Source organism: Streptomyces sp. NPDC001851 (genome assembly GCF_040297165.1).
Lineage (GTDB): Bacteria > Actinomycetota > Actinomycetes > Streptomycetales > Streptomycetaceae > Streptomyces.
The window spans coordinates 32,566-58,457 of record NZ_JBEOYR010000026.1 but is presented as its reverse complement, the minus strand read 5'-3'; the positions used below and the strand labels follow the sequence as shown (position 1 = coordinate 58,457).

Annotated in this window: 20 protein-coding genes, 1 tRNA gene and 1 other RNA gene; 11 read left to right on the top strand and 11 right to left on the bottom strand. The window is 71.1% G+C overall.

Annotated elements, in window-relative coordinates:
- Nucleotides 1-69: 69 nt before the first annotated feature.
- From ABT171_RS31685 to ffs, 4 genes are all read right to left on the bottom strand, one after another.
- Nucleotides 70-1,968, bottom strand: coding sequence for a M48 family metalloprotease (locus tag ABT171_RS31685; protein ID WP_351249831.1), 1,899 nt, complete (start codon nt 1,966-1,968; stop codon nt 70-72).
- A 282-nt stretch (nt 1,969-2,250) separates the two neighbouring features.
- Nucleotides 2,251-3,507 carry a phosphoribosylamine--glycine ligase gene (gene purD / locus ABT171_RS31680; protein WP_351249829.1) on the bottom strand — a complete coding sequence of 419 codons (1,257 nt, stop codon included), beginning with the start codon at nt 3,505-3,507 and terminating at the stop codon, nt 2,251-2,253.
- Nucleotides 3,508-3,664: 157 nt separating this feature from the next.
- Nucleotides 3,665-6,193, bottom strand: coding sequence for a DNA polymerase III subunit gamma and tau (locus ABT171_RS31675; RefSeq protein WP_351249827.1), 2,529 nt, complete (start codon nt 6,191-6,193; stop codon nt 3,665-3,667).
- Between the two features lie 59 nt (nt 6,194-6,252).
- Nucleotides 6,253-6,347: signal recognition particle sRNA small type (gene ffs, locus ABT171_RS31670), an RNA gene on the bottom strand.
- 97 nt (nt 6,348-6,444) lie between these two features.
- Between ffs and ABT171_RS31665 the strand changes: the two genes are divergently transcribed.
- Nucleotides 6,445-6,529: transfer RNA gene (locus ABT171_RS31665), tRNA-Ser, on the top strand.
- A gap of 91 nt (nt 6,530-6,620) precedes the next feature.
- Here the strand turns inward: ABT171_RS31665 and ABT171_RS31660 are convergent.
- Both ABT171_RS31660 and ABT171_RS31655 read right to left on the bottom strand, forming a co-directional pair.
- Nucleotides 6,621-7,907, bottom strand: a complete 1,287-nt coding sequence (locus ABT171_RS31660; RefSeq protein WP_351249825.1) for a competence protein CoiA family protein — start codon at nt 7,905-7,907, stop codon at nt 6,621-6,623.
- 374 nt (nt 7,908-8,281) lie between these two features.
- Nucleotides 8,282-8,869 carry a KpnI family restriction enzyme N-terminal domain-containing protein gene (locus ABT171_RS31655; RefSeq protein WP_069779995.1) on the bottom strand — a complete coding sequence of 196 codons (588 nt, stop codon included), beginning with the start codon at nt 8,867-8,869 and terminating at the stop codon, nt 8,282-8,284.
- Between the two features lie 349 nt (nt 8,870-9,218).
- Between ABT171_RS31655 and ABT171_RS31650 the strand changes: the two genes are divergently transcribed.
- From ABT171_RS31650 to ABT171_RS31635, 4 genes are all read left to right on the top strand, one after another.
- Nucleotides 9,219-9,572 carry a PadR family transcriptional regulator gene (locus ABT171_RS31650; protein ID WP_069779994.1) on the top strand — a complete coding sequence of 118 codons (354 nt, stop codon included), beginning with the start codon at nt 9,219-9,221 and terminating at the stop codon, nt 9,570-9,572.
- Nucleotides 9,573-9,584: 12 nt separating this feature from the next.
- Complete coding sequence (locus ABT171_RS31645; RefSeq protein WP_069779993.1) at nt 9,585-10,148, top strand: DUF1700 domain-containing protein; 564 nt, start codon at nt 9,585-9,587, stop codon at nt 10,146-10,148.
- A gap of 110 nt (nt 10,149-10,258) precedes the next feature.
- Nucleotides 10,259-10,513 carry a PLD nuclease N-terminal domain-containing protein gene (locus ABT171_RS31640; RefSeq protein WP_069779992.1) on the top strand — a complete coding sequence of 85 codons (255 nt, stop codon included), beginning with the start codon at nt 10,259-10,261 and terminating at the stop codon, nt 10,511-10,513.
- A gap of 154 nt (nt 10,514-10,667) precedes the next feature.
- Complete coding sequence (locus tag ABT171_RS31635; RefSeq protein ID WP_069779991.1) at nt 10,668-10,895, top strand: hypothetical protein; 228 nt, start codon at nt 10,668-10,670, stop codon at nt 10,893-10,895.
- A 138-nt stretch (nt 10,896-11,033) separates the two neighbouring features.
- On the opposite strand, the gene ABT171_RS31630 is transcribed toward ABT171_RS31635, so the two are convergent.
- From ABT171_RS31630 to ABT171_RS31620, 3 genes are all read right to left on the bottom strand, one after another.
- Nucleotides 11,034-12,809 carry a tyrosine-type recombinase/integrase gene (locus ABT171_RS31630; protein ID WP_069779990.1) on the bottom strand — a complete coding sequence of 592 codons (1,776 nt, stop codon included), beginning with the start codon at nt 12,807-12,809 and terminating at the stop codon, nt 11,034-11,036.
- Between the two features lie 11 nt (nt 12,810-12,820).
- On the bottom strand, nt 12,821-13,120 hold the full coding sequence (locus tag ABT171_RS31625; protein ID WP_069779989.1) for a helix-turn-helix domain-containing protein: 300 nt from the start codon (nt 13,118-13,120) through the stop codon (nt 12,821-12,823).
- A gap of 151 nt (nt 13,121-13,271) precedes the next feature.
- Nucleotides 13,272-13,832 (bottom strand): helix-turn-helix domain-containing protein, encoded by a 561-nt coding sequence (locus tag ABT171_RS31620; RefSeq protein WP_069779988.1) that lies wholly within the window; start codon nt 13,830-13,832, stop codon nt 13,272-13,274.
- A 281-nt stretch (nt 13,833-14,113) separates the two neighbouring features.
- On the opposite strand from ABT171_RS31620, the gene ABT171_RS31615 reads away from it, so the two are divergent.
- The 5 genes from ABT171_RS31615 (at nt 14,114) to ABT171_RS31595 (ending at nt 20,390) form a co-directional block, all read left to right on the top strand.
- The gene (locus tag ABT171_RS31615; RefSeq protein WP_351249821.1) at nt 14,114-15,646 is read left to right on the top strand and encodes a DnaB-like helicase N-terminal domain-containing protein; all 1,533 of its coding nucleotides are present in this window, start codon (nt 14,114-14,116) and stop codon (nt 15,644-15,646) included.
- A 345-nt stretch (nt 15,647-15,991) separates the two neighbouring features.
- Nucleotides 15,992-17,281 carry a hypothetical protein gene (locus ABT171_RS31610; protein WP_351249819.1) on the top strand — a complete coding sequence of 430 codons (1,290 nt, stop codon included), beginning with the start codon at nt 15,992-15,994 and terminating at the stop codon, nt 17,279-17,281.
- Between the two features lie 321 nt (nt 17,282-17,602).
- Complete coding sequence (locus ABT171_RS31605) at nt 17,603-17,944, top strand: hypothetical protein (RefSeq protein WP_069779985.1); 342 nt, start codon at nt 17,603-17,605, stop codon at nt 17,942-17,944.
- Nucleotides 17,941-19,683, top strand: coding sequence for a relaxase/mobilization nuclease domain-containing protein (locus ABT171_RS31600; protein ID WP_351249817.1), 1,743 nt, complete (start codon nt 17,941-17,943; stop codon nt 19,681-19,683). Before ABT171_RS31605 ends, ABT171_RS31600 begins: the two co-directional genes overlap by 4 nt.
- Nucleotides 19,684-19,997: 314 nt before the next feature.
- Nucleotides 19,998-20,390: a hypothetical protein gene (locus tag ABT171_RS31595; RefSeq protein WP_069779984.1), complete on the top strand. Its 393-nt coding sequence runs from the start codon at nt 19,998-20,000 to the stop codon at nt 20,388-20,390.
- A gap of 129 nt (nt 20,391-20,519) precedes the next feature.
- Here the strand turns inward: ABT171_RS31595 and ABT171_RS31590 are convergent, their stop codons facing one another.
- Both ABT171_RS31590 and ABT171_RS31585 read right to left on the bottom strand, forming a co-directional pair.
- Nucleotides 20,520-20,924: a hypothetical protein gene (locus tag ABT171_RS31590; protein WP_069779983.1), complete on the bottom strand. Its 405-nt coding sequence runs from the start codon at nt 20,922-20,924 to the stop codon at nt 20,520-20,522.
- Nucleotides 20,925-20,986: 62 nt separating this feature from the next.
- Entirely contained in the window at nt 20,987-21,544 is a 558-nt protein-coding gene (locus ABT171_RS31585) for a hypothetical protein (protein WP_351249815.1), read from the bottom strand.
- 284 nt (nt 21,545-21,828) lie between these two features.
- Between ABT171_RS31585 and ABT171_RS31580 the strand changes: the two genes are divergently transcribed.
- Nucleotides 21,829-25,749 carry an nSTAND1 domain-containing NTPase gene (locus ABT171_RS31580; protein WP_351249813.1) on the top strand — a complete coding sequence of 1,307 codons (3,921 nt, stop codon included), beginning with the start codon at nt 21,829-21,831 and terminating at the stop codon, nt 25,747-25,749.
- Nucleotides 25,750-25,892: the final 143 nt, after the last annotated feature.

The following is a 25,892-nucleotide window of genomic DNA, read 5'->3' as shown; positions in this document are numbered from 1 at the left end:
CATCACATAACGCACGGGGTCGGTCACTACTCGTTGCGAATTGACCTGAACTGGAAGACACGGCTCCCGTTAAACGAGCCGTACGGGCTTTTCCGGGCGTATCCCGGACGCGGCCAGCCAGTCGCGCAGCGGGCCCGGGTCTCCCTCCTCGACCAGGCTGAGCACCCTGGGCGTGAGATCGGCGGCACGCTCGCCGCCCAGCAGCAGGGAGGGGCCGTCCAGCCAGTCCAGGGCGGGAACCGCGCCGGCGGTGTCGACGGCCGCGCAGCACACCATCGCCGTGACGTGGTCGGTGAGCAGGTCGCGGGGGGTGCGCGGGGGCTGCAGCGGGAACAGCGGCAGCCCGTCGTCGTCCCACAGGGCGCTCTGGGGGCTCCGGCCGGTCGCGGTCGCGCCCCCTGACCCGCCGGACTCCTCACGGGCCAACGCGGCGGTGAGACCGGCGGCGAGGGCGGCGCTGCGTTCCCTGCCGGGGGCTTCGGCCGCCGGTTCCCCCTCGCCGTCGCGGGTTGCCCGCGGCGCGTCGGCGCGGGAGGCGTCCGCCTCGGCGTCGCCGTCAGCGGGACTGGGGTTGCCGCCGGCACCGCCCGGGCGGCTTTCGTGGGCGGGTGCGGGCGGCCCCTGTGGGGGGTGCTCGCCGTCGGCCGCTTGCGCGGCGTTCCGCGGGGGTCCCGGTGCCGCCGCTTCTGCGGCCGGCTCGGTGAGGTGGTCCAGGACGCGGGCCAGGGTGGGGCCGCCGGGGTCGGGGGCCGCGGGGTCGAGCGAGGGGCGGACGCCGAGGGAGTCCAGGACGCGGTGCAGACGGGCCGCGTCGACGCGCCAGGTGCGGTCCACGACCTCCTCCGGGTACGCCTGCCAGTCCACCGGCGCCCAGTCCGGGCCGGGCTCCGCGGGACCGCCGTGGAAGAGCCGCGCGGCGAGCAGCGAGGCGGCCTCGTCCATCGCGCCGGGCTCTTCCAGCAGGTCGCAGGCGGGGCGCTCGCCGAGCCGGGAGGTGAAGCCCTCGGCCAGGCGGTCGCGCCGGGACAGCTCGGTGAGCGCCGCCACCACGCCCGCGTCCAGCCCGGACGGCCAGCGGCCCATCCGCCAGGCGGGCAGCGCGACCCGGGTCAGCAGCCGGTCCCAGCCGGCGTAGGCGAGGCCGACCTGCTCCTGGGCGACGATCCTGACACCGTAGTCGACGGTCTGGGCCCGCTCGGCCGCCGCCGCGGCGACCCCGCGCTCCATCTGCGTGGCATGCTCCCGGCAGCCTCGCAGCAGCAGCCGGGCCACCCAGCCGAGGACCGCGCACACCCCCCGGGCCAGCGGGCAGCGGCCCGGCGTCGAGGCGACCGCGACCGCCGCGTCCAGACCGCGCACAAAGCGCCGGGCGGCCGCTATGTCCGGGTGCGCCGAGGGGCCCGTACCGGCGATGACCGGGGCGAGGACCGCGCGCAGCTCGCCGACGCGCATCCACCACAGGAACGGGGAGCCGATGACGAGTACCGGAGCCACCGGGACCCGGCGGCGGCCCGGGCCCGCTATCTCGTCGGGCGCCGGGCGCGGGGGCGGACCGTGGGCCGCGTGCGTACGGTCCTCCAGCCAGCTGTCGCAGTCCGGGGTGAGCGCTATGGCCGAGGGGGCCGGGACATCCAGCCGCTCGGCGAGGTCGCGCACCATCCGGTACAGGTCCGGGGCGGACCGCTCCGGGACGGGCACCGTCGGGCTGACGGCGGGGCGGGCCCGGGCCACGACCAGGGCGATGCCGGCGGCGGCCAGCAGCACCAGCACGGCGAGGACGCCCACGGCCCAGCGGGCGGCGTCCCAGCCCCGGCCGACGAAATAGCCGGCGGACACGCCGGTCAGCAGGATCACCGCGGCAGCCGCGGGCAGCAGGGCCACGCCCAGCGCGCGGCCCCGGACCCGCAGTACGGCGAGGGCCCGGGAACGCGCGGCCTGCGCGCCCGCCTCCGCACCGATTCCGGTCACGTGCGGACCTCACCCCCTCGCTGCCGATGCCGTGCCGACCTGGTGGTGCTCACTCCCCCACTGTGGCACCCGGCACTGACATCGCAATGCCGGTGGGCCAAGTGCCGGAACGCTTGCGCGGCACCCTAGTTGGGGCTTCGGCCCCCGTCAGCCGTATGGGCCATTGCTCACTCGATGGAATGGCTTTGGTCAGAGGTGGGTGACAGACAGCAAAGATCGGGCCCCGGATTCGGAATCCGGGGCCCTGGTGTCGTGCGCTGGCGGAAGGCCAGGTCAGAAGGCTCAGACGGCTGCCTGCGCCGCCTTCGCGGCGATGTCGGTGCGGTGCTGGGAACCCTCCAGACGGATCCGGCCCACCGCCCGGTACGCCCGCTCGCGCGCCTCGGTCAGGTCCTTGCCGGTGGCGGTGACGGACAGCACGCGCCCGCCCGCGCTGACGACGGCGTCACCGTCCCGCTTCGTCCCGGCGTGCAGGACGTACGCGTGCGGGGCGTCCTCGGCCGCCACCTCGTCCAGACCGGTGATCGGGTCGCCGGTGCGCGGAGTGCCCGGGTAGTTGTGCGAGGCGACGACGACGGTGACGGCCGCGTCCTCGCTCCAGCGCAGGGGCGGCAGATCGGCGAGGTTGCCGGTGGCGGCGGCCATCAGGAGCCCGGCCAGCGGGGTCCTCAGCCGGGCCAGCACGACCTGGGTCTCCGGGTCGCCGAAACGGGCGTTGAACTCGATGACCCGGACGCCGCGGCCGGTGATCGCCAGGCCCGCGTAGAGCAGGCCGGAGAAGGGGGTGCCACGGCGGTGCAGTTCGTCCACCGTCGGCTGCAGGACCGTCTGCAGCACCTCGTCGACCAGCTTCGGCTCGGCCCACGGCAGCGGCGAGTACGCGCCCATGCCGCCGGTGTTCGGACCCTCGTCGCCGTCCAGGGCGCGCTTGAAGTCCTGGGCGGGCTGGAGGGGTACGACCGTGACGCCGTCGGTGATCGCGAAGAGGGACACCTCGGGGCCGTCGAGGAACTCCTCGATGACCACCCGCTCGCAGGCTGCGGCGTGCGCCTTGGCGGCGTCCAGGTCGTCGGTGACGACGACACCCTTGCCGGCGGCGAGACCGTCGTCCTTGACGACGTACGGGGCGCCGAAGGCGTCGAGGGCCTCGGCGACCTCCTCGGCCGTCGTGCACACATAGGAGCGGGCGGTCGGCACCCCGGCCGTCGCCATGACGTCCTTGGCGAAGGCCTTGGACCCCTCCAGCTGCGCGGCCTCCTTGGACGGGCCGAACACCGGGATGCCCGCCGCGCGCACGGCGTCGGCCACACCGGCGACCAGCGGGGCCTCCGGGCCGACGACGACCAGGTCGGCACCGAGGCCTGCGGCCAGCTCGGCGACCGCCTTGCCGTCGAGCGCGTCGACCGGGTGCAGCTCGGCGACCTCGGCGATGCCGGCGTTGCCGGGGGCGCAGTGCAGCGCGGTGACGTCGGGGTCGAGGGACAGGGAGCGGCACAGGGCGTGTTCGCGGGCGCCGCTGCCGATGACGAGGACCTTCACGGGGTCAGCCTACTGGCAAGGTCGCCGAAGACCGGGGCCCGGGTTTGCTGGACTTTCCTCCAAAGACACCCGAGCTGTTCCGGCCTGCTCCTCCGGCTGGTCCTGCGGCTGTTCCTCCGACAGCCGGTCCGGCCGCCGGTCCCGCTGTTCGTCCGGCCTATTCGTTGGAGAACTCCTCCACCACCGTCGCTCCCAGCTCCCTGACGATCAGTTCGTAGCCGGAGAGCGCCGACTCGTTGAGGTCCGGGTCGTCGTCCTCGGGGATGTCGTCCTCAAGGGAGACGGGCGGCGGCTCGGGGGCGGCCGCGGGCCGCGGGGCGGGGCTGGGTGCGGCAGGAGCGGCCGCGGGGCCGGACTGCGCGGGTGCGGCCGGCTGTGAGGCCGCCTGGGGAGCCGGGGAGCGGGGCGCGGCGGAGGCGCCGTAGCCGCCGCTTCCGGCGGACGTGCCGCCGTAACCGCCTCCGCCGCCGAAGCCACCGGTGGACGGAGGTGCGGAACCGCCGCCGGACGGGTCGACGACCGCCTCGATCTTCCACTGCACGTGGAACTGCTCGGCCAGCGCCGCCCGCAGCACGTCCTCGCTGCCACTGCCGGCGAAGTTGTCCCGGGCGCCGGCGTTGACGAAGCCGAGCTGGAGGGTGGTGCCGTCGAAGCCGGTCACCTGGGCGTTCTGGCTGAGCAGGATCCAGGTGAAGCGGCGGCGGTTCTTGACGGCCTCCAGGATGTTCGGCCAGAGCGCACGCGGGTCCAGGCCGCCGACGGGGGCGGCTGCCGCCGGAGCCGGTGCGGGGGCCGCCGGAACCGCGGGAGCCGTCTGCGCGGGGCCACCCGCCTGGTGCTGCGGCGCAGCGGCCGCCCGGCCGGGGGCGGCCTGGCCCTGTTGACCGCCCTGCTGCCCGCCCGCCGGTGCGGCCGTGGGCCAGCCACCGGGGCGCCGGCCGCTTCCGGCGGCAGCGGGAGTGGGCCAGGCACCGGGAGCGGCGGGAGGCGGGGTGGCAGCACCGGCGGGGGCCGCGGAGGCGCCGGGCGCACCAGGGGCGTTGGACGGCGGCACCGGGGCCTGGTCGGCGGGGGCGGAGGCGGGCGTCGGCGAGGCTGGGACGGGCGCTGCCGGAGCTGGGGAGGTGGAGGCAGCGGGGGCCGTGGGGGCCGGGGCGGCCGGAGCCGGGCCACCGGCACCGGGGCCGCCAACGCCCGGACCGGCGGCACCGGGACCGCCAACGCCCGGACCACCGGCGCCCGGACCGGCGGTACCAGGACCACCGGCACCCGGAGCAGCAACGCCGGGCCCGGCGACTGCGGGACCGCCCCCGCCCCCGGGACCACCAGCGCCCGGCGGCCCCCCGGCTCCCGGACCGTTGGCCGCGCGTACGGCCGCGCGGGCCGCTGCGGGGCCGCCACCGGGCGGCACGGGGGCGCCCGCGGGCGACACCGGAGCACCGCCAGGCGCTGCCAGGGCGCCGGCGGGGTGGGCCTCGGGCCCGGGGACGTACCCCATGGCGGGCGCACCGGCGCCGCCCGAGAAGTGGACGCCGCGTTCGAGACGGTCGAGGCGGGCCATCACGGACCGCTCGTCTCCGTAGGCGGCGGGGAGCAGCACGCGCGCGCAGATCAGTTCCAGCTGGAGGCGGGGCGAGGTGGCACCGCGCATCTCCGTCAGGCCCTCGTTGACGAGGTCGGCGGCGCGGCTCAGCTCGGCGGCGCCGAAGGTGGAGGCCTGGGCCTGCATGCGCTCCAGGACGTCGGCCGGGGCGTCGAGGAGCCCCTTCTCCACGGCGTCCGGGACGGCCGCCAGGATCACCAGGTCCCGCAGCCGCTCCAGCAGGTCGGCGACGAAGCGCCGCGGGTCGTTGCCGCCCTCGATGACCCGGTCCACGACCTCGAAGGCGGCGGCCCCGTCACCGGTGGCGAAGGCCTCGACGACGGAGTCGAGGAGAGAACCGTCGGTGTAGCCGAGGAGGGAGGTGGCCATGGCGTAGGTCACACCCTCTTCCCCGGCACCGGCGAGGAGCTGGTCCATGACGGACATGGAGTCACGCACGGAACCGGCGCCGGCGCGCACGACGAGGGGCAGCACGCCCTCCTCGACCGGGATGTCCTCCTTCTGGCACACCTCGCCGAGGTAGTCCCGCAGGGTGCCGGGCGGGACCAGTCGGAAGGGGTAGTGATGGGTCCGGGACCGGATGGTGCCGATGACCTTCTCGGGCTCGGTGGTGGCGAAGATGAACTTCAGATGCTCCGGAGGCTCCTCGACGACCTTCAGCAGCGCGTTGAAGCCGGCCGACGTGACCATGTGGGCCTCGTCGATGATGTAGATCTTGTACCGGCTGCTCGCGGGGCCGAAGAAGGCCTTCTCGCGCAGCTCACGGGCGTCGTCCACGCCACCGTGGGAAGCGGCGTCGATCTCGATGACGTCGATCGAACCGGGCCCGTTCCTGGCGAGGTCCCGGCACGACTGGCACTCCCCGCAGGGCGTCGGCGTGGGACCTTGCTCACAGTTCAGACAGCGGGCGAGGATCCGCGCGCTGGTCGTCTTGCCGCAGCCGCGCGGACCGCTGAACAGGTACGCGTGATTGACCCGGTTGTTCCGCAGCGCCTGCTGCAGCGGGTCGGTGACATGCTCCTGCCCGATGACCTCGGCAAAGGTCTCCGGGCGATAGCGGCGGTACAGCGCGAGAGACGACACGCATACGAGGTTATAGGCGCCCACTGACAACCGGCCCCGGCCGCGGACACCCCGGGAACGCAAGGGCCCCCCACGCACCCGCCAGAGCCGACCTACCCTTGCTGCCTTCCGGCCCTGGGGGAGTTCAGTCAGATAGCGCCGCGTGAGGGGCTGCGCCCACAGTACCCGATCCCGGCCCCCGGACCGCAACGGATGCGGGCCCGCCGGAACGGGTTCGCGAGCACTCCCCTCGGTCATGTAATGTTTCCGGCGGAGGATTCGCCTAGAGGCCTAGGGCGCACGCTTGGAAAGCGTGTTGGGGGCAACCCCTCACGAGTTCGAATCTCGTATCCTCCGCAGCCGCCCACCTGGGCAGACGAAGGCTCCGACCGGATCACGGTCGGAGCCTTCGTCGTTCCGTGGTTGCAGTTTTGGTTGCAGTTCGCGGTTACCGGCCGTTGAGGACGTCACGACAGGCGCGGCAGTACATGGCCGCGTTCCGTCCGTACCTGTGCATCAGCTGGCCGCACCCGGCGCATGGCCCCAGTTCCCAGGGCAGGCATCCCAGCGCGGCGGAGGCGGCGACCCGCTCGACGTGAGTGACCTGTATCGGGTCGCGGGAGCGCTGGACAGGCATGCGCGGGAGGGTGAAGCCGCCGGTCGGCTGGTTGAGATCACGGAGTGGCCGGGCGTCGCTGACGAACCAGCCTTCCTCCCCGGCCCGGCACGTGCGGTCGATCTCCTGCTCGGAGAAGGTGATCACATCGTCGCCCTCCTGGTCCGGAGCCGCAGGGAGGGGTGCCTTCTCCCCTACGATCTCCTCCCAGAGCGCGCGGTCGCTGGCCGGTACCCACATGTGGCGACCCGCACGACCGCTCCTGCGGTTGGGTACATAGACCGGAACGCTCTCGCCCGTGGCGCTCTGCAGGACCAGATCCTCGATGTGCACCGGCTTTTTCTCGGGCAGGCACAGTGCGGGTACGAACCAGTCGGCGTGAATCGCGCCACAGTGCCCGGCTCCCTCGCTGACGAGGCAGTGGCGCTCACTGCTCGGTACGCATTTCCAGACCTGGAGATGGCGGTACCCGCCTCGGATCAGCATCTCCTTGCCGTCGGCGATGTCCTTCCACGGCATGTCATCGACTCGTGCCCAGGGCGCCCGGTCGATCAAGGACGCCGTCCTGTCCTTCGCTACCCACAAGGGCGTGATGCCGTGCTCCACGGCATTGACCGAGCGCCGGTGCACGCTACTGGGGCTGAGGTGGTGGTACTGGATCTCCCAACCGATCCGTATGCCATCAGGCCCGGTGACGACCGCGTCCGAGACGCTTCGACGGTTGGCAACGGGAACCTCGGCCTCGGCGTCCAGGCCGTATCGGGTGGCGGTGCCGACCACCCGCTCTTTCGTGGCCTTGTGCTGTGCGCTCTCGGTCGGCGTGGCCTTGTGCGTGATAGGCAGGTGCGAGGCGACCAGCGGGCGGCGACCGCCTATACGACCGCGGCGGATGAACATCCAGGGGGACTTGCCGCCTGCCTCCGACTGGCACTCTCGCCCCTCGTGGTGGGCGAGGCATTCGAGCAGTTGCGGGTCGCGATCAGCGACGCTCGCGGTGATCTCCCGGAGCAGATCAGGCCGGTCCGGGTGACCGAGGTCGGGTAACGACAAATTGATCTCTATGCCATATCCGGTGTGCCACACCCCGTTAGCCATGCCCCCCACGATAGGAACGGCCACTGACAGTAGGTAGAGAGCCACGAGACGCGACCGAGCCGACCCCGACAGTGCGAGGCCGGCTCCGGGGACGTAGGTGGGTCACCAGCCGAGGCAGGCGATCAGCGACGCCACCTCTCCCACACCCACGCGATCGCGGCCACAGTGGCGCCTCCGATCACCTGCTCCGCCTGAGCGCCGACGCCGGCGGAATAGCCTGCGGCATAGCCGACAGCGACAGCGGCCACCAACACGTCATACCTAGGCGGTCGCTCGCCTTCGGCCAAAAGCACACGCATACTGGACAAGGTCCTTCTCCTCATTCGACGGGTTGGGCCATCCGCCGGAGCCCGGAGATCTGTGGAAGGTGACACGGGGTCCGGCGGAAGTCTTTGTACTCAGGGGTTAGGGCTGGTGCCGCCCTCCCCCAACTGGTCGGAAAGCTCGGAGCTGATCAGCTCGCCCAGCCGGATCGTCAGGTCGCGGCGCTGCCCTTCGGAGAGGCTGCGGAAGGCACGCCATGCGAGTTCAACGGGTGAACTTGGGCGGTGCCCCATGGCGATCCAAGCCATGAGGAGTGACCTCTCGGTCGAGGAGAGATCTTTCAGCTTCTCCCAAACCGCTTCTGGATCCGGTGGGTTCCGGACCTGTAGCCGCTCCGCAAACGTCGGGCGTAGTTCCTCGGGTCTGCGTGGCGTCCGCCGTATGCCCGGCTCCCAGACGGGTTCACCAGCGCGCACGAAGCGGGCTTCATGAGGGGCCAGGGCCGCGTCATCCCGGTTGGTATCGAGCACCCACCCGTACGCTCGGAGATCCCTGAGGCGCCTGTCGATCTGCGCGATGTCCGGGAACGCCGTTCGCAACTGGTCCTTGGTGTAGACGTTCCCCTCCCCGACCTGCGTCACGAGCCATAGGGCCGCGCGGACCATGCTCCCCATCTTTTCGTTCGTCCAGTCAGGCAACTGGGGTTCCGACACCAGGGTCACACCTCCTTCACTGACCGCAGTAAACCATATTCGGCAGAGTTCGGCGAAGTTCGGCGAACTTTCCGGCAGCGATCGGCAAGCTGCTGACACGGGCGAAGCCCTGCGGGGCATCGACCTGTAGGCGATGCCCCGCAGGGCTTGTCAGGGGTCACAAAGGAGCGACGTCTAAGGGCCTGCCCGACGGGTCACTGTGCTGTCAGATCCATGTCCCGCAAGCTGTCCGCATAGGTGAACCGAGATCCGCGAGGCGTGGGTGTCGCAGGCGGCGGGACTTGAGTGCGGGGCCGCATCCCCGGTGCATCGACATCATGTTTGGACCTTGTAGAGATAACCAGGTACTGTGCAATGCATGGAACCCGACATCGCAGGTAAGCCGACCGCGAGCAAGGCGGAGAGCCAGCTCCGCAAGGGGGTGCTGGAGTACTGCGTGCTGGCTCTCCTGCGGGACGGCCCGCGCTACGGCGTGGAGCTGCTCGAAGCTCTCGGTGCGGTGAGCGTCATGGTCACCAGCCAGGGAACGATCTACCCCTTGCTGTCCAGGCTGCGCCGGGAGGGAGTGGTGGAGACCCGCTGGCAGGAGTCCCCCAGCGGGCCGCCCCGGCGCTACTACGAGCTGACGGCATCGGGGCATGCGGCGCTGAAGGAGTTCACCGCCATCTGGCCGCACTTCCGTGACGCGGTCGACCACTTCATCACCGACTGACTGGAGACCACCGTGACGATCACCGAGCACCCGCTGGTGCGCAGCTACCTGTCCGCAGTGACGCGGGAGACGGCCGGGCTCAGCCCGGAGCGCCGAAACGAGCTGCTGGCCGACCTGGAGGAGCACATCGCCGTGGCGCTGGCGGCAGAGCCCGCCACCAGCGATGACCAGGTCCGCACCGTCCTCGCACGCCTCGGCGACCCACGCACGATCGCGGCGACCGCACTCGGCGAGGAGCCCCCCGCTCCGCAGACGAGCCAGAGCCGTACCTTCGCCATCGTGGGACTCCTGGCGGCAACCGGCCTTCTGACAGCCTTCGCGCCCCCGCTGGGCATCGCCTTGATCGGTGCAATCTGGTGGCTGTGGACCGCACCCCAGTGGCGTAACCGCGACAAGGCGATCGGGACGGCGGCCGCCCTCGTGCCGCTGCTGTTCCTGGTGGCGCAGTGGGTGATTCCCGCGGGCACGCCGGGCCTCGGCCTCGGAGCGTTGTTCATTCCGTTGACTCTGGCTGTCCTGGCATTCCCGGTTGCCGCCGGCGTCTACCTGCTGCGGTCCGCACAGCGCCCGTCATGACAGGCGCTCACCCATGACGCAGTCGAGATCCTGAAACAGCCGGACCGCCGTCAACCGAGACCGCCCGACCGGGCGCTCCGAAAGTCCCCCACCAGCAAGAGGAACGAACGATGCAGGCACAGCTCGCACACCAGATGGCCCTTGCCACCACGGGCACTATCGTGATCGGCTGCGCAGGAGCTGCCGCGGTCGCCGGCGTTCTCGCGTTGTACTTCGGCGCTCTGCTCGCCATCGTCAGGTCCGACCTCACCGGTGGGATGAAGCTGGTCTGGTTCGTCTTCGCCTTGATGGCACCCTTCCTCGGGTGTCTGCTCTGGTTCCTCGTCGGTCACCGCGATGCCCGCCACCGGCCTGGCATCGCCTGATCCCAAGAACGCCATCGCCATCTTCGTGATCGGACAGTCGCAGGGCTGATGCGGTGGCGTGGCCCGGTTCGGAAGCGTGATTACGTGTGCCCGCCTTGCAGTTCGTGTGCGAGACGGGTGCACCACTCCAACAGTTCACAGGAAGGACGGAGGCATGGCCAGACCTGTTCGCGCGGCTCTCGGGGGCGTGTGGATCAAGTGCAATTTCTGTCAGGGTGACCTGTTCAGGGACCGTGAGGTGAAGCTCAACAGCTCCGGAATGGAGTTCATGAGCCTGGGCTGGGCGAACGAGTCGGCAACCGGCCTGATCTGCTGGAACTGCGGCTATGTGCAGCTGTTCGTGAACAGGGACATCGAACTGTACAAACAGAAGAAGGGCTGAGTTCCGGCGGGTCATGTGCGCAGCCGGAGACGAAGGGATGCGACAGTCGGATTGCCGCCCTGAACCTCCGTCTGCGCCATACGACGCCGACGGAGGTCTCAAGCCATCGCGCTTGGCAGGCACACAGCAGAGCTACGCCTAGTCCACGACGTCGCCGTACTTGTGCGGGCTCATTGCGCGGTCCACAGCCTGTGCACACGCTTCAGCGAACGCGGCAGCGACAGCTTCCTCGTCGGTGCCGCGAACCTGTGCCTCGACCTCCTGGCCGGGACGGCGGATGGTGTGCCAGCGCACCGGCAGGTCCGTGTAGAGGTCGGTCTCGAACTCCCAGGCCGAAACCGACCATCTCTCGTCGCGGCCGATGTTGAGCCGGTCGCCGCCGGGCAGGAACACGGCGTGAGCGTGGTGAACGAGTCGGCGATCGGGCATACGGTCGCGGACGGCCCGCAGGCCGCCAGGGCCCTCGCTCTCCCACTTCCAGTGCTCCCACTCCTCGACCTCCGCCTGACGGCCGGCGTGATCCGCACGCCACTGGGTAGCCAGGGTCTCGGCGTGCTGCCGGTGTAGGAACGGGACACGGCGTTCACCAAGGCGGGCGACGTACACGGTCGACTCCGCTGCCGCAGCACCTTGGCTCGGGCCTGGCACGGAACCTCCGGGTGCCGGTTGGGTCGGACGGGGTGCGGTTCCCCACAGCAGTCCGCCGACCTTCGCGGCTGTCTGCTGAAGCACGGGGCCGGTGAGGTGCTGGTACCGGCGGCGCATCCGTGCGGACTTGCCGGGCTCCCAGCCCATGATGCGGTCTACCACCGCGTCGGGGACACCGAGGATCAGAAGGACGGTCGCGGCGGTGTGCCGCGCGTCGTGGAGGCGACCGTCGCGGACCTTCGCCGCCTTCAGCAGGTCCTTCCACCGGTGGAAGTCGGTGTTGGGGTTGAGCGGCTCGCCGATCGGCGAGGTGAACACGTACCCCTTCTCCACCCACAGGTCTCGGGCAAGCACTCGCTCGCGCTCCTGCTCCTCCCTGTGCCGTCGCAGCAGCTTCAGCAGCTCCTCAGGCACGCCGATCGGGCGCTTACCGGCGCGGGTCTTGGTGTCCTTCGTCTCGCGCCGGACGCTGGTCTTCTGCGGGCAGTAGCCAGGCTTGCGGCCACACTTGTCGCCGCAGCCGTGCTGGTAGCGGGGCCGCAGACGGCCTCGGCGGACGAGGATCACGCCCGCATCGAAGTCGACGTCTTCCCACTTCAGTCCGAGCGCCTCGCCTTGGCGGAGGCCGAGAGCGAGCGCTATGACCCAGCGGGCGGTGTTGCGGTGCTTGTCCGCTTCGAGGAGGAGGCGCTGGACCTCCTCGACCGTGTACGGCTCGACCTCCTCCTCTTCGAGCTTGGGAGCCTTGGCGATGGAGGCTGGATTGGTGGCGAGGTGACGTCGGCGTACAGCCTCGTTGAGTGCCGTGCGGACGGTGCGGTGCGCCTGGTGTGCCGTGCCGGCGGAGCTGCCGTTCGCCTGCATCTTCCGGTAGAAGCGCTCCAGGTGCTCGGGCTCCAGTTTCTCCAGGCGGTGGGCGCCCAGGCCGGGGATGAGGTGGTGGTAGACGGCGACGCGGTAGCCGTCGATGGTGTTCTCGCTGACGCTGGGCGCGGCGATGTTCTCCACCCAGTGGATCAGCCAGGTCTCAACGGTCCAGGTCTGACCGGCCTTGGCGACTCCGGTTGAGTCGCGCTGCTTCTCCAGCTCGCGTACCAGCTTGGTGACCTCGGGGCGGGTCCTGCGGCTGACGTGGCGGCGGTCGGGCTTGCCGTTGTCCTTGGTGCCGACGGTGACGTAGCCGTGCCAACGGCCGTCCTTGCCGAGGAAGATCGAGGAGGCGCCGTTGGGCTGGCGGGACTTCTGGGGCTTTGGCGTCTGTGCCATGCGCGCCCGCCTCAGGCCGCGGCGTCGAAGTCCGTTGTCCGGTAGCGGCGGGCTAGGAATTCACCGACTGCCTCGGCGGGTATGCGGCGCAGACTGCCGATCTTGGCGGAACGTATCTCCCCGGACGAGACGTACTCGTACATCTTCGTCCGGCCGATGCCGAGGCGGCGCGCGGCCTCCTCGACGGTCAGACCGACGAGAGTGGGGTCGCCAGGTTCGTCACCCCGTTCGGCCATCAGGGCGCGCAAGGCCCCTTCGGGGACGCCGAGCAGCTGGGCGATCTGGGTGACGGGCAGGGGGAACTCGGGCAAGAGGGCTCCTCACCCCGGTCACGTACGGAGCGCCAACTCCGATCGGACCGGTCGTGGTGGTGGGTGGTTGGGCGGTTGCGCAGACGCGCGTGAGGATGTGCCCGCATGAGGGCGCCGGTGTTCGCAGCACCGAGGCCCCTGCGGCAAGCGGCTATTCGTCAGCCGTGTCGGGGTCTTTGGCCGCCGGGAAGTAGTCGCCGAGCCAGCGGATCAGTCGGCCGCGGGCTCCCTTGTGGCGGTGGAAGTCGCCGTTGGAGGCCACGTCCAGTTCGTGGGCGAGCAGGTGGCGGACCATGACGTCCTGGTCGGGGTGGGCCTTGGTGTACTCGTTGAGCTGGTCCTGGACGTCGTCCATGGACTTGCCCAGGGCACGCCATTCCTTCCACAGCTCGACGTACTGGCCGACCAGCCGGCGGATGACCGGGTTGGCCATCTGCCCTGGTGGGCTGGCGAGTTCGTCGAGGGTCATGTCGAAGACCTTGCAGAAGCCGAGCGCCTCGTCGGTGTTGACGCGGCGGCGTGGCTTGCCGCTCTCGATGCGCCAGATGGCGGACTGGCCGATGGGGTGGCCGGCCTCGGCCATCTTCTCGGCCAGGGTGACCGTGCTCCAGCCGCGCGCCTCGCGCTCCAGCTTCACGCGTTCGGCGATGTTGTCCTCGACCGGTGGCCGCGTGTTCGCCGCGCGCGCGTCGTCGCCCTTGCCGCTGGCCATGCTCACCTCCTCAGTCGCGTTGGTCGTCCGGGCGGGGCTATAGCCGTACGGCCCCTGGGTACACAACTAAACATCATTCGCGAGCCGAATGCAAGTAGATGTTTCCCGAATGCGCTGGTAGGATGGTGCCGTCCACCGGTGAACACAGGCGGACAACGCAAAAGCCCCCGGTGCTGCGAACACCGAGGGCGAAGCGGAGATCCTCACAACCGCCCAACCATGACGATCTGGACCGGTGGCCGGAGTTGGCGCTCCATGTGGCCTGCCGGGAGAGGAGTCCTATGGCCCAGAGTACGGGCCTCACGTCGGACATGCCATCCCGCTTCGAGTACGGCGACGCGCCGTACTCGGAGGAGCCTGGGCAGGCTCCCTTCAACCTGGACGCCGAGAGCGCGGTGCTCGGCGCCTGCATGCACCACAGCCATGTCATCGACACCGTGCGTCCTATCCTGGGCGACAACGCCTTCTACCGGCCCGCCCACGAGACCATCTGGCGCGCGATGCTCGCCCAGCACCGCGAGGGCAAACCGACCGACCCGATCGTCCTGACCGAACTGCTCGAGCAGCAGGGGGATCTCAAGCGTGTCGGCGGCGCCCCGTACCTGCACCAGCTCGCCAGCGCGCTCTACGACATCGGCAGCGCGGAGCACCACGCGGAGATCATCCGCACGAAGGCCAACTTGCGTCGTCTGCTGGCCTCGGCCGTCCGCACCGTTCAGCGCGCCCAGGAGCCGGGTGCCGACCCTGAGGCGATACGCAGCGAGGTCGAGGCGGAGATGCGGGCCGAGCGCGAGCGGGCACTCGCCTCGGGCCAGGGACGTCTGAACCGCTTCGCCAAAGACGGGTGGTCCTTCGTCAAGGAGACCGGCGCGGACGCCGAGCCGTTGTGGGGCACCCGGGAGAAGACCGTCTGGGCGCCGGGCGAGAGCCTGATGATCGTCGGCGCACCCGGGGTCGGCAAGACCACCCTGGCCCACCAGGTGGTCTTCGCCCGGCTGGGGCTGCAGGAGACAGTCCTGGAGATGCCGGTCGCCCCCAGCAGGCGCGTGCTCTACCTGGCCATGGACCGGCCCCGACAGATCGCCAGGGCCATGGACCGGCGCGTCTCCCCCACCGACGAGAAGATCCTGCGGGAGCGGCTCGTGGTCTGGGAGGGCCCGCTGCCCGCCACCCTCGACAAGGAACCCGACCTCCTCGCCGACCTCGCCGCCGCCCACCGAGCCGACACCATCGTGATCGACAGCCTCAAGGACGCGGTCAGCACCATGGTCGACGACAGCCTCGCCGTCGCCTTCCACAACGCCCGCATGCGCGCCCTGCGAGGCGGCGTGGAGATCATGGAGCTGCACCACCAGCGCAAGGCCACCGCCGACGCACCACGCGGCCAGCGCCCCAGCCTGGACCAGGTCTACGGCTCCGCCTGGATCACCGCCGGCGCGGGCAGCGTCCTGTTCATCAGCGGCCGGGCTGGCGACCCAGCCGTCACCCTGCACCACCTCAAGACCCCCACCGGGGAGATCGGCCCGCTGGACGTCACCCACGACCACGTGCGCGGCACTACCACGGTCGACCCCACCAAGGACCCCGCCGTCCTGCTGCGCAACGCCCCAGGCGGGCTGACCGCACGCGACCTGGCGGCCGTCCTGGTCGGCGGCGAGCCTGAACGCGCCGATGTGGAGAAGGCCCGCCGCCACCTGGCCCGCCTCGTCGACAGCGGCCTGGCCACCAAGGCCGACGGCATCGCCGGAGGAGCCGGAGGCGGGCAGCAGACCCGCTACTACGCCTCCGCACGCCACCTCACCGCCGTCGGCTGACACACCAGCGACAGCGCCCGGAAGCGATCACGCGACCGTACACGCGGCCCTCACCCCCAGACGCCGCCGTGAACCGCGCACGGCGTGCACGCTGACCGTAAAACCGCAGGTCAAGCGATCACGGGTGCGTCCACGCCGTACACGCGCCCTAGCGATCACGCGCGGGGCCCCCTTTAGAAGGGGGCCCGCGTGAACGCCCCCTGCGTGAACGCCCCTCCCTCCTGCATCCAAGCCCCCTCGCAGCACCCCCTGGAGAGACCTGACGTGCCCTCCCCTGCCCCGATAGCCTCGGCCACCGAAGGCGGCACTGCCTCGCTCCTGTCGCACTGGGCTCCCACCCCCGCGATGGCCGTGGCGCTTCTTGCCCTGCTCGGCCTGTTCGCTCTGTTCACCGCGTGGATGAACCGCCAGCAGCACCGCCGGCCGTCCGGCACCAACCGCTGGCGCGGGAATGTCGCGGTGCCGGTCGCGGCCGTGGCCGCGCTCGGCTGCACCGCGTACAGCGCGGACACCAGCTGGCGGTTCGCCGCCGACTACCTCGACATGGGCGGCAACACCGCCGAGCGTGTCGCGATGTTCTCCGCCGCCGAGCTGGCCCTGTTCGCCACCGCCCTGATGGCCCGGCAGAACCTCAACGGCCCGAAGCAGGCACCCGGCCTGCCCGGAACCCTCACCTGGGTCATCACCGCCGTCCAGGTCCTGCCCGCCTACGCCGAGTCCGGGCCGGTCGGTGGCACCGTGCGAGCCTTCGTCGGCCCCGTCATGGCCGCGATGCTGTGGCACCTGGCCATGGGCATCGAGCTGCGCCACCGCACCCCCGACGCCGCCTCACGCGGCCTGGCCGCCGTCCTCGTCCGCCAGGCACGCGAACGCCTCCTCGCCCGGCTCGGCATCGACGACCAGGACGCCGACGCCGCCCGCCTCATCCGCGACCGCGCGCTCAGCGAAGCCGTCGCCCTCATCCTGCGCGCCGAGTCGATGACCGACCGCCAGCGCGGCAAGCGACAGCAACGACGCCTGGCAGAACGCCTGCACGAGGCCCTGGAGCGGGCCGGCGTCGACGGCGACCCGCTCCAAGACGAACTGCTGCTGCGCAAGCTCGCCACCCGCAAGCAGGCCCTCGACCTCGCCTCCATCACCCTGCCGCCGCGCTGGCACATCCCGGCCTCGTACCCCGCCCGGGACTCCGGGCACAGCCGCCCGCGCTCCGCCCGCCCTGCGCCCCTGCCGCGGGCAGAGGACGCTGCCCGCCCGCACCCGTCAGATCCGGGTGACGACGAGGTCCCTCCGGCTGCCCGCCCGCAGCCTGCCCGCCCGGAGCCGGGGCTGCCCGCACGGGCAGAAACCGAAGAGAGCCCGGCGCTCACAGGCAACAGCGCGGGCAGCGTGTCGGGCAGGCGCGAGCGGAAGGCCGCTGCCCGGAAGAAGCGCGACGTCGGCAAAGCCCGCGCCTCCGAGGAGGTCATCCTCAAGCACGCTCGCCGCATCTACGAGGAGACCGGCAGCGTCGGACGCGACCGGGTCGAGGACGCCCTGCGCGCCGTCGGCTACACCGTCTCCAGCGACGGCGTCGGACGAGTCGTCCGCGAGTTCAAGGCCCGGCTCAAAGCCGCAGCCGGCGATCCACTCCGCTGATCCCGGCAGCGCCAGAGCTCTCAACCAGACCCCGACCCGAAGGGCCCCATGCACACCCCGCACCACGAAGACCCCATGCCCCACGAAGAATCCCTGCCGTCCAACCCTGCCCCAGTCGGAGCAAGTTGTCCCGGGAGCAATGCTCCCGGAGTCCCCGCCCCAGAGGTGGCGAAGAACGCCCCGCGCCATGCGGCGCCGGGCAGGGAAGCTGCGGCCGAGGGCGGACCGCAGCAGGGAGGGGACAGGCCGGCCGAGTCCCTATCACGCAAGCGTCAGCGTCCGCGTCAGAAGAAGCTGCGTCCGCACCAGCCCAGCTGCCGTATGAACGACGCCGAGTTCAAGCGTCTCACCGACGCAGCCGCCCACTGCAAGATGACCAACGCCGCCTTCCTCGCCTACGCCGTCGACAAGGCCGCCCGCGACCTGACCCGCACCGCAGCCGAGATCGCCACCGAACGGGAGGTCATCGACGAGCTGTTCGCCGCCCGCCGGCACCTGGGCCGCATCCACGGCCTGTTCAACCAGGTGGCCAAGGCCCTCAATTCAGGCGCCGACGTACCCCATCTGGACACCGCGACCAAAGCCGTGCGGAATGCTGCCTGCCGGATGGCGGACGCTGCCGATGCTCTGCTGGCCCACCGTGACGGCGGTGCCGCTGCGTGATCCCCAGCATCCACAAGCGCGGCAGCGAGACGATCGGTCTGCTCCGCTACCTCTACGGCCCCGGCACCGACGAGGAGCACATCGACCCGCACCTGGTGGCCGCCTTCGACCCGCTCACCCCCGACCCGGGCCGCGACCCGGAGGCCACCTTCGGGCAGCTGCAGCGGCTGCTCGACCAGCCCGTCAACGCCCTGCCCGCCAATCGGCGGCCGAAGAAGCACGTGTGGCACCTGTCGGTACGGGCTGCGCCTGAGGATCCGATCCTGTCGGATGAGGACTGGGCGGCCATCGCCCGCCGCATGGTCGCGGCCACCGGTATAGCCCCCGACGGCGACGACGCCGCATGCCGGTGGGCAGCCGTCCGGCACGCCGACGATCACGTCCACATCATCGCCACCCTGGTCCGCGACGACGGCCGCCGGCCCCGGCTACACAACGAGGCCCGCCGCGCCCAGGCCGAATGCCGCCGCATCGAAGCCGACTACAACCTGCGCCGCGTCGCGTCCGGGGACGGCACCGCCGCCAAGCGACCCACCAGCGCCGAACGCCACAAGGCCGACCGCCAGGGCCAGCAGCGCACCCCGCGCGAGCAGCTCCGCGAAACCGTCCGCCAGGCGGCAGCCGGCGCCCACAGCGAAGAGGAGTTCTTCGACCGACTCGCCTCGGCCGGACTCCTCATACGCCAGCGGATCGCCCCGTCGGGAGACCGCCTCGGCTACACCGTCGCCCTCCCCGGAGACCGCAACAAGGACGGCGAGCCCGTCTTCTTCTCCGGGTCCAAACTCGCCCCCGACCTGTCCCTGCCCCGCATCCGCGAACGCTGGACCCTCCCCACAGATGCCGCCGCCGCTGTAGATAGCTCCCGGCCGGAGCAGCAGTCCGCCCTGCCGTCGGTGACCGGTCCCGCGTTCGCCCGGCGACGGGCCAGCGCCGCCACATGGCAGGCCCTGCTGATCACCGACCACGGAGACGACAGCATTGCAGCGGCCCAGATCGCCGCCGCAGGGGAGATCCTGGACGCGCTCGCCAAGACCTCCGCCGCCCACACCCGCACCGAACTACGCGAGGCGGCCTTCGCGTTCGAGCGGGCCACCCGCTCCCACATCAAGGCCGTACGCGGGCACGACCGCGCCCTGCGCCAGGCCGCCCGCGACCTCATCCGCAGCGGGCCCGCCCTCGGCCGCGGCGAGGACGGCGCCACCACCGCCATGCTCATCGACATGGCCTTCTTCCTCGCCATCGCCGCGGCGAACTGGCATGCCAAGAGGCACCATGCCCAGCAGGCGAAGGCCGCCCGCCAGACGGCCGAACACCTCCGCGCCGCCTACCAGGCCGCCGCAGCCCACCCCATGGACGTGCTCCGGCAGCGAGGCTGCCGCATGCCCCCGTCCCTGCGGCACCGGCAGGCGGCCATGCTGCGTCACGCAGTCCCCGACCTGGCCGAACAGATCCTGGCCGAACCCGGCTGGCCCGCCCTGGCCGCCACCCTCGCCGACGCCCAGGACGCCGGCCACAACCCGGCCACCCTGCTCACCGAAGCCACACAACGGCGAGAACTCGACACCGCCAGCTCCATCAGCGACGTCCTCGTATGGCGCCTGCGCCGCAGCGCCCACCTGCCCGCCGCCCCAGACTCCCCCCAGGACACAACCACCCCAGACAAGCACCGCGCCACATCCCCGACGCCCGCCGCACAACCCGCGAACCGGCCCATGAACGGCACCGCCCGTCGGCGCTGACCGGACCAGCGCAGGCGGAAGCTAGCCGACGATCCCCGGTTACCGAAACCGGGGATCCTCCGGAGCATTTGGTGTCCAGAAACCCCACACCAGGCTCTTGGCGGCGTCGTCCCCACCTCGGTCGAGAGCGCGTCGCACCCGCCGCCGGCCTGCGTCCGGCAAACACCCCACCGCGAGGGCCCTTGCCCTCACAGCCCACACCGTCCCGGTCAAGGCACCCGCACTTCATGCCTCGAGCACCACCAGCCAGTGCACTTCCCCTGCGCCGGTCACCAGCACAAACCCATCTCACGACACCACACAAGGAATCACCCGTGCCCCACTCCTCCGTTCGCCCCGAAGTCGTCCTCCTCATCACCCAGGTGGACTTCAGCCACCCCGACATCCGGACGCGCCCCTACCACCGCGACGGACGTCCGTTCACCCGCGCTGAGCGCGACCTGCTGGTCACCTTCACCCCGGAGGAAAAGGCTGCCGCGAAGGCGCAGATACAGCTCGAAGCCGAATGGCAGCGTGAACTCGACGAAATGCAGGACGCCTTCGTCGACCTGCTCATGAAGTACTTCGCCAAGCTCCCCAAGGGATCCGTGGTCGACGACGCCGTCGCCATTATGACCGACGAGGACTACGCGGAGTTCGAACGCCTGGCCGAGATCGTCACCGCGGAAGACACCCTCGAATACCGCGCCCTGTACGAAGAGAACTGACCCGGCAGCGCGTTGGACGGCGGTCCCCACCGCGGCCGGGCGAACGTCTCCTGTCATGGCTGAGCCGGGTGGCCCAGGGAGCTGGACTCCCTGGGCCACCCGGCGCGCCTGGCTAGGTGCGCGGCGAGGTCACTGGCAGCGGTAGGTGACTTCGGGGCTTTGCACCTTGACGTCGCCGGGCCCGTCGGTCTCTGAGTAGACCCGGTACTGGCTGTCCGGCTCACAGCCGTAGCTCGGGTGCAGGTCGATCTGGCGCCCGGAGCCCCTCTGCTGGTCCAGGACGCGGTCCCGTCGGAAGTCGTGCCTTTCCATGAGCTTGACGATGATGGTGGCGTCCGAGCTGCAGTCCCAGCGCCCGCCGTAGCCGGTGATGGTGTGGTTGGCGTAGGTGGGGGTGTCGGCGGTCAGGTGGCAGTCGCCGGCGGGTGCGGCCGGGGCCTTGGTGGCGGCGTGGGCACCGCTCATCGTGGGGACGGCGAGGAACGCGGAGGCGGTGAGGGCGGCGGCGATGATGCCGCGGGAGATCTTGCGCATGGTTGATCAACTCCTTGGTGGACGGGCGTTGGGTGCTTGTGCCGGCGTTTGCCTGGGCGTGGTCAGTCGGCGAGGTTCGTGGGGTGGGCGGCGTGGTAGCCGTCCCCCGCGGTCAGGCCGTAGTTGTGGGTCGTGTACTGGGTGCTGACGCCGCCGGCCTGCTCGTAGGCCCAGTACGTGGTGTGGTCGGCGTCGGCCCAGTGGTCGAAGATCACGACGTGGCGGAACCTGGAGGAGTCGCTGTCGGCCTTGATGATCAGGTCGCCCTGGTTGAGCGCGGACATGGGGATCGGGGTCGTCCAGCCGTCGTTCTTCAGGGCGATGGTGTTGGGGCCCGGCTTGGGCAGGCCGAGCGCCATGGAGGCGTAGCCGGAGCAGTCCTGGCGGTAGCCGTCGGTCCAGTTGCGCTCCTGGCTGTAGGGGACCGGCTTGCCGTTGTCGGCGGTCAGCCAGGTCTTCGCCCGTTCGATCTCGTCGTGCCGGGTGATGCTCGGAGCCACGCTCGTGCTGGTGGTGCGTGCGTGCGGTGCCGTCGCGTGCGCCGGTCCGGTCAGCGTGAGCGAGCCGAACGCGGCGGTCGCCGCGAGCGCGGCGGCGAACCAGCGGTGGGAACGGTTCACGGGCTTTCTCCTCGGTCAAGTGCGGCCGGCGGATCCGGCCGGGCCCCACGCTGGCGCCGCCGACCGCCGCCGACCTAGCCGCAGAGCCCGGCACTTCTGGGAAACCGCAGGTCATGTGGGGTGGGGCGGCTTTCCGTTCCGGCTCCGGTCCGGAGCGTGATCCCTTTCGGGTGATCTCGCGGCAGTGGTCCGCCGCGCCTCTGCACAGGTCACGGGGTACGAGGCTCGGGCCGATGCAGACAGGACGGTCGGTGGGTCGCGCGTCGGGCTCGGAGACTGGGGGCATGACCAACGGGCCCGGGGTCCCCGCACCGCGCCGCGCCTTCGCCGAGCGCTTCGACCTGCTTTACCGGGAGGCGGGCAATCCCCTCCTGCGGAGCGTGTCCGCTTCGGTCGCCCGTGCCCAGCGGGCCGGCGGCGACGGCCGTCCGATCCGGGTGCCGGCCCAAAGGATCAGCGACTGGCGCGGCGGGCGCGCCGTGCCCGCGCGGTTCGAGCCGCTGGCCGCCGTGCTGGTGGTTCTGATCGGCGAAGCCCGCAGGGCGAGGTCGCGTCCCGCCGTGCCGGGCCTCTACGACCTGGCGGACTGGCGTGCACGGTGGCGAGCGGCGACCGACTCTCCTGCCTGCGGCGATGGAGCTGGCGAGGTGGAGGACTCGCCTCAGGTTCCCTGCCCGTACCGGGGACTGGCCGCCTATCGGACCGAGGACGCGGGATGGTTTTTCGGTCGGGAGCAGGACACCGCCTTGTTGATCGGTGAACTCAGCCGCTGCCTCGACGGGGACGGCCTGCTGATCCTGTTCGGTGCGTCGGGTGCCGGGAAGTCGTCGCTGCTGAGGGCGGGCCTGCTGCCCGCACTGGCGAGCGGTGCGTTGCCCGGCTCCGAGAAGTGGCCGGTGGCGGTGCTCACCCCGACCGCGGATCCCGTCACGGCGCTGGTCCATGCGCTCTGCAGGACGCTGAGCTGCCCCCTAGAGATGCTTCAGGCGGCGGCCGGAGAAGGACCCGACGCGTTCGGTGCCGTGCTTCGCCGGCACCTGCCGGACGGAAACAGACTCATGCTGGTCATCGATCAGTTCGAAGAACTCTTCACCCTGGTCACCGATCGGCACCGGAGCGACCTGTTCCTCGGCGCGCTGCGCGCCGCCACCTCCCCCACCACCGGCGGGGGAGGCCCGCTCGTGATCGCCGTCCTCGGCGTACGGGCCGACTTCTACCAGCACTGCCTGGACCATCCGCACCTCCTGGCACCGGTCCGCAGGCACCAGCTCGTCCTGCCGCAGATGACGTCCCCTCAACTCGCCCGGGCCATCCGCAAGCCCGCCGAGGCGGCGGGGCTACAGCTGGAAGAGGGCCTGTTCGAGGTGCTCCTGAGAGATCTCGGGCTGCCGGACCGAGCCGGTGAGGACGGGGTGGGACACGAGCCGAGCGCGCTGCCGCTGCTCTCGCACGTGTTGCTGGCCACCTGGCAGCAGCGCTCCGGCCGCCGGCTCACCCTGGAGGGATACCGATTGACCGGCGGCCTGCACGGATCCGTCGCCCAGGCCGCGGAACGCGCCTGGGCCGCAATTGACCCGGCCGACCACGACCTCGCACGCCAGGTGCTGATCCGCCTGGTCCGGGTCGGCCCGGACATCCAGGACGCCCGACGACGGGTCACCCGAGCCGAACTGCTCGCCGCGCTGCCCGACAGCGCCTCGGTGCAGCGTCTCCTGGACGGCTTCGCCGCCGCCCGGCTGCTCACCTTGACCACCGACACCGTCGAACTCACTCACGAGGCCCTGCTGAGCGCGTGGCCCCGGCTGCGCGAGTGGATCAGACAGGACCGCTCCGGCCTGGTCACGCACCAGCGACTGGAACAGGACGCCGAAACCTGGGCGGCTGAGGACCGCGATCCGGCCCTGCTCTACCGGGGCACCCGGCTGGCGCTCGCCCGCACTTGGGCCGACGTCGACGGCGAGCGGTTCGGCCTGAGCCGGACCGGTGCCGAGTTCCTCGCCGCTTCGGTGGGTGCCGAGGAAGCCGCGCGGTGCGCGGAGCGGCGCCGGATCCGCGTGCTGCGCGGGCTGGTGGCCGGCCTGGCCGTCCTCGCGACACTCGCCCTGATCGCCTTCGGTATCGCGTCTTCAATGTCCCTGGAGGCCAAGCGGAACTCCCGGGCGGCCACAGCAGCGGCGCTTGCCAACCAGGCCGGCACGGTCGCGGCGGGCCGACCCGATCTCGGCATGCTCCTGGCCGCCTCCGCCTACAAGCAGGACCACCGCAACCCGGACGCGCTCAGCGCGCTGCTGTCCACCTCCGGCTCCCGCTTCGAAGGCAGGCTGACGGCCCACCACGGCCGCCTGACCGCCATCGCGCTGGATCCGCGGGGACCACTCCTCGCGGTCGCCGACCCCGATGCCCGCGGCGGCATCGACCTGTTCGACCGCCGCAGCCGACAGCACCTGCCCGCCATCGACCAGAACGGCGTCGGACCCCTCGCCTTCACACCGCACGGGCACCGTCTGTTCTCCGCCCCCTCCACAACAGGCGGGATCGACGAATGGGATCTGACCGACCCGGCCGCCCCGCGTCATGTCCGCCGCATCGACACCAGCTCAGTGGTCGTCAACTCCCTGGTACTCAGCGACGACGGCACCGTGCTCGCCGGAGCGTGCCAAGACGGGACGGTCCGCCTCTGGGACCCCGCCACCGGCAACCAGGCCGCAACCCTGCACGGACTGGCCGGTGAAGCCCTGGGCGTGGCCGTCAGCCAGGACGGAAAGCTGATCGCGGGCTCCGGCCGCGACCGCACCGCGCGCATCTGGCGACGCGATGACGGCGAGCAACTGCATGTTCTGGACGGGCTCCACCATGCCGCGGTCATTCATGTGGCGTTCAGCCCGGACGGCCGCACGCTGGCCACGTCCAGCGATGACTTCACCGTCGGCCTGTGGGACGTCGCCTCGGGAACCGTACGGCCCCTGCGCAAGCCGATTGCCCACTCCGACGCGGTGTTCGACGTCAAGTTCAGTCCCGACGGCAGCATGCTCGCCACCGCCAGCTACGACCAGACCGTCGGCCTGTGGAACGCCAAGTCCGGCTCACCGGTGGACCGGCTCACCGGACACACCGGCCACGTCAACGGCGTGGCCTTCACAGCGGACGGCAGGCAACTGGCGAGCGTCAGCAGCGACGGCAGCGCCGTCCTGTGGGACATCTCCGACCGCATGCTCATGACCCGCCCCATCGCCTCCCTGCGGGGTGCGGCGATGAGCCCCGACGGCCGACTCCTCGCCACGGGGGACTCCGACGCCCACGTGCAGATCTGGCGCCGCACCACCGGCAAGCGCCTCGACTCCTTCCACCTCCCGGATGCGTGCCCTGTGTGGAGACTCGCCTTCGCCCCGGACGGCAACACCCTGGGGATCACCGGCGACTGCCACAACGCGTTCCTGTACGACATCGCCCGACACCATCGCACCACGCTCCACATGCCCACGACGCGTTGGGCCCGAGCGGTGGCCTTCGACACCGGCTCCAGCCTCGCTGTCACGATCGGCGACGACGACGTCGCACGCGTCTGGGACGTGTCGACGGGGAAACAGCGCGTCCAGCTCCCGGCCCACTCGGGCGGCGGACTGCCGGTGGCCGTGAGCCCCAACGGCGTCATCGCCACCTATTCGGCCACCGCCGCGGCAGTCTGCCTATGGGACCTCGACGGACACCCGCTAGGCTCCCTGCCGGCTCAGGAGGTCTGGGCCCTTGCCTTCGACGGCACCGCCAAACTCCTCGCCGCGGCCTTCACGGACCGCACCATCCACGTCTGGCGACTAGGCACCGGGGCGGTACCCAACGCACCCGGCACAGTGCGCGTGCGCCCCCTGACCACGCTCGTCGGCCACACCGGCATCCCGCGCGTCCTGGCTTTCAGCCCCGACGGCACCCAACTGGCCAGCGCTGCGGACGACCAGACGATCCGGCTGTGGAGGATCCCCGGTGGCGGCCAGCCCGTCATCCTCACCGGCCATGCCCAATCCTTCGGCGGCCTGGCCTACACACCAGACGGAAAGACACTGGCCAGCGGCAGCTGGGACGGCACCTTCCGCTTCTGGAACCTCGACCCCGAAGCCGACCTACGCCGAGCTTGCGCCCTCGCGACCCGGCTGACACCGAACGAATGGGCCCAACTCGTCAGCGTTACATACGTACGGGCCTGCCGCTAGCGTCCCGGTCGCGCGGGCGACGCTGAAGCTGAACGGAGCCGAGGATCCGACGGACCCAGCGTTGCAACGGCGGACTGGCCGTACCAGCCCAAAGACTCGTTCCCTCGCCCCAGAAGAGTCCCGACATTGACCGGAAGTGGGCG

Bases quoted from the DNA above. Each gene is read 5' to 3' on its own strand.
- ABT171_RS31650 (WP_069779994.1), top strand. From the start codon at position 9,219: ATGGAACCCGACATCGCAGGTAAGCCGACCGCGAGCAAGGCGGAGAGC.
- ABT171_RS31640 (WP_069779992.1), top strand. From the start codon at position 10,259: ATGCAGGCACAGCTCGCACACCAGATGGCCCTTGCCACCACGGGCACT.
- ABT171_RS31635 (WP_069779991.1), top strand. From the start codon at position 10,668: ATGGCCAGACCTGTTCGCGCGGCTCTCGGGGGCGTGTGGATCAAGTGC.
- ABT171_RS31630 (WP_069779990.1), bottom strand. From the start codon at position 12,809: ATGGCACAGACGCCAAAGCCCCAGAAGTCCCGCCAGCCCAACGGCGCC.
- ABT171_RS31620 (WP_069779988.1), bottom strand. From the start codon at position 13,832: ATGGCCAGCGGCAAGGGCGACGACGCGCGCGCGGCGAACACGCGGCCA.
- ABT171_RS31615 (WP_351249821.1), top strand. From the start codon at position 14,114: ATGGCCCAGAGTACGGGCCTCACGTCGGACATGCCATCCCGCTTCGAG.
- ABT171_RS31610 (WP_351249819.1), top strand. From the start codon at position 15,992: ATGGCCGTGGCGCTTCTTGCCCTGCTCGGCCTGTTCGCTCTGTTCACC.
- ABT171_RS31605 (WP_069779985.1), top strand. From the start codon at position 17,603: ATGAACGACGCCGAGTTCAAGCGTCTCACCGACGCAGCCGCCCACTGC.
- ABT171_RS31590 (WP_069779983.1), bottom strand. From the start codon at position 20,924: ATGCGCAAGATCTCCCGCGGCATCATCGCCGCCGCCCTCACCGCCTCC.
- ABT171_RS31580 (WP_351249813.1), top strand. From the start codon at position 21,829: ATGACCAACGGGCCCGGGGTCCCCGCACCGCGCCGCGCCTTCGCCGAG.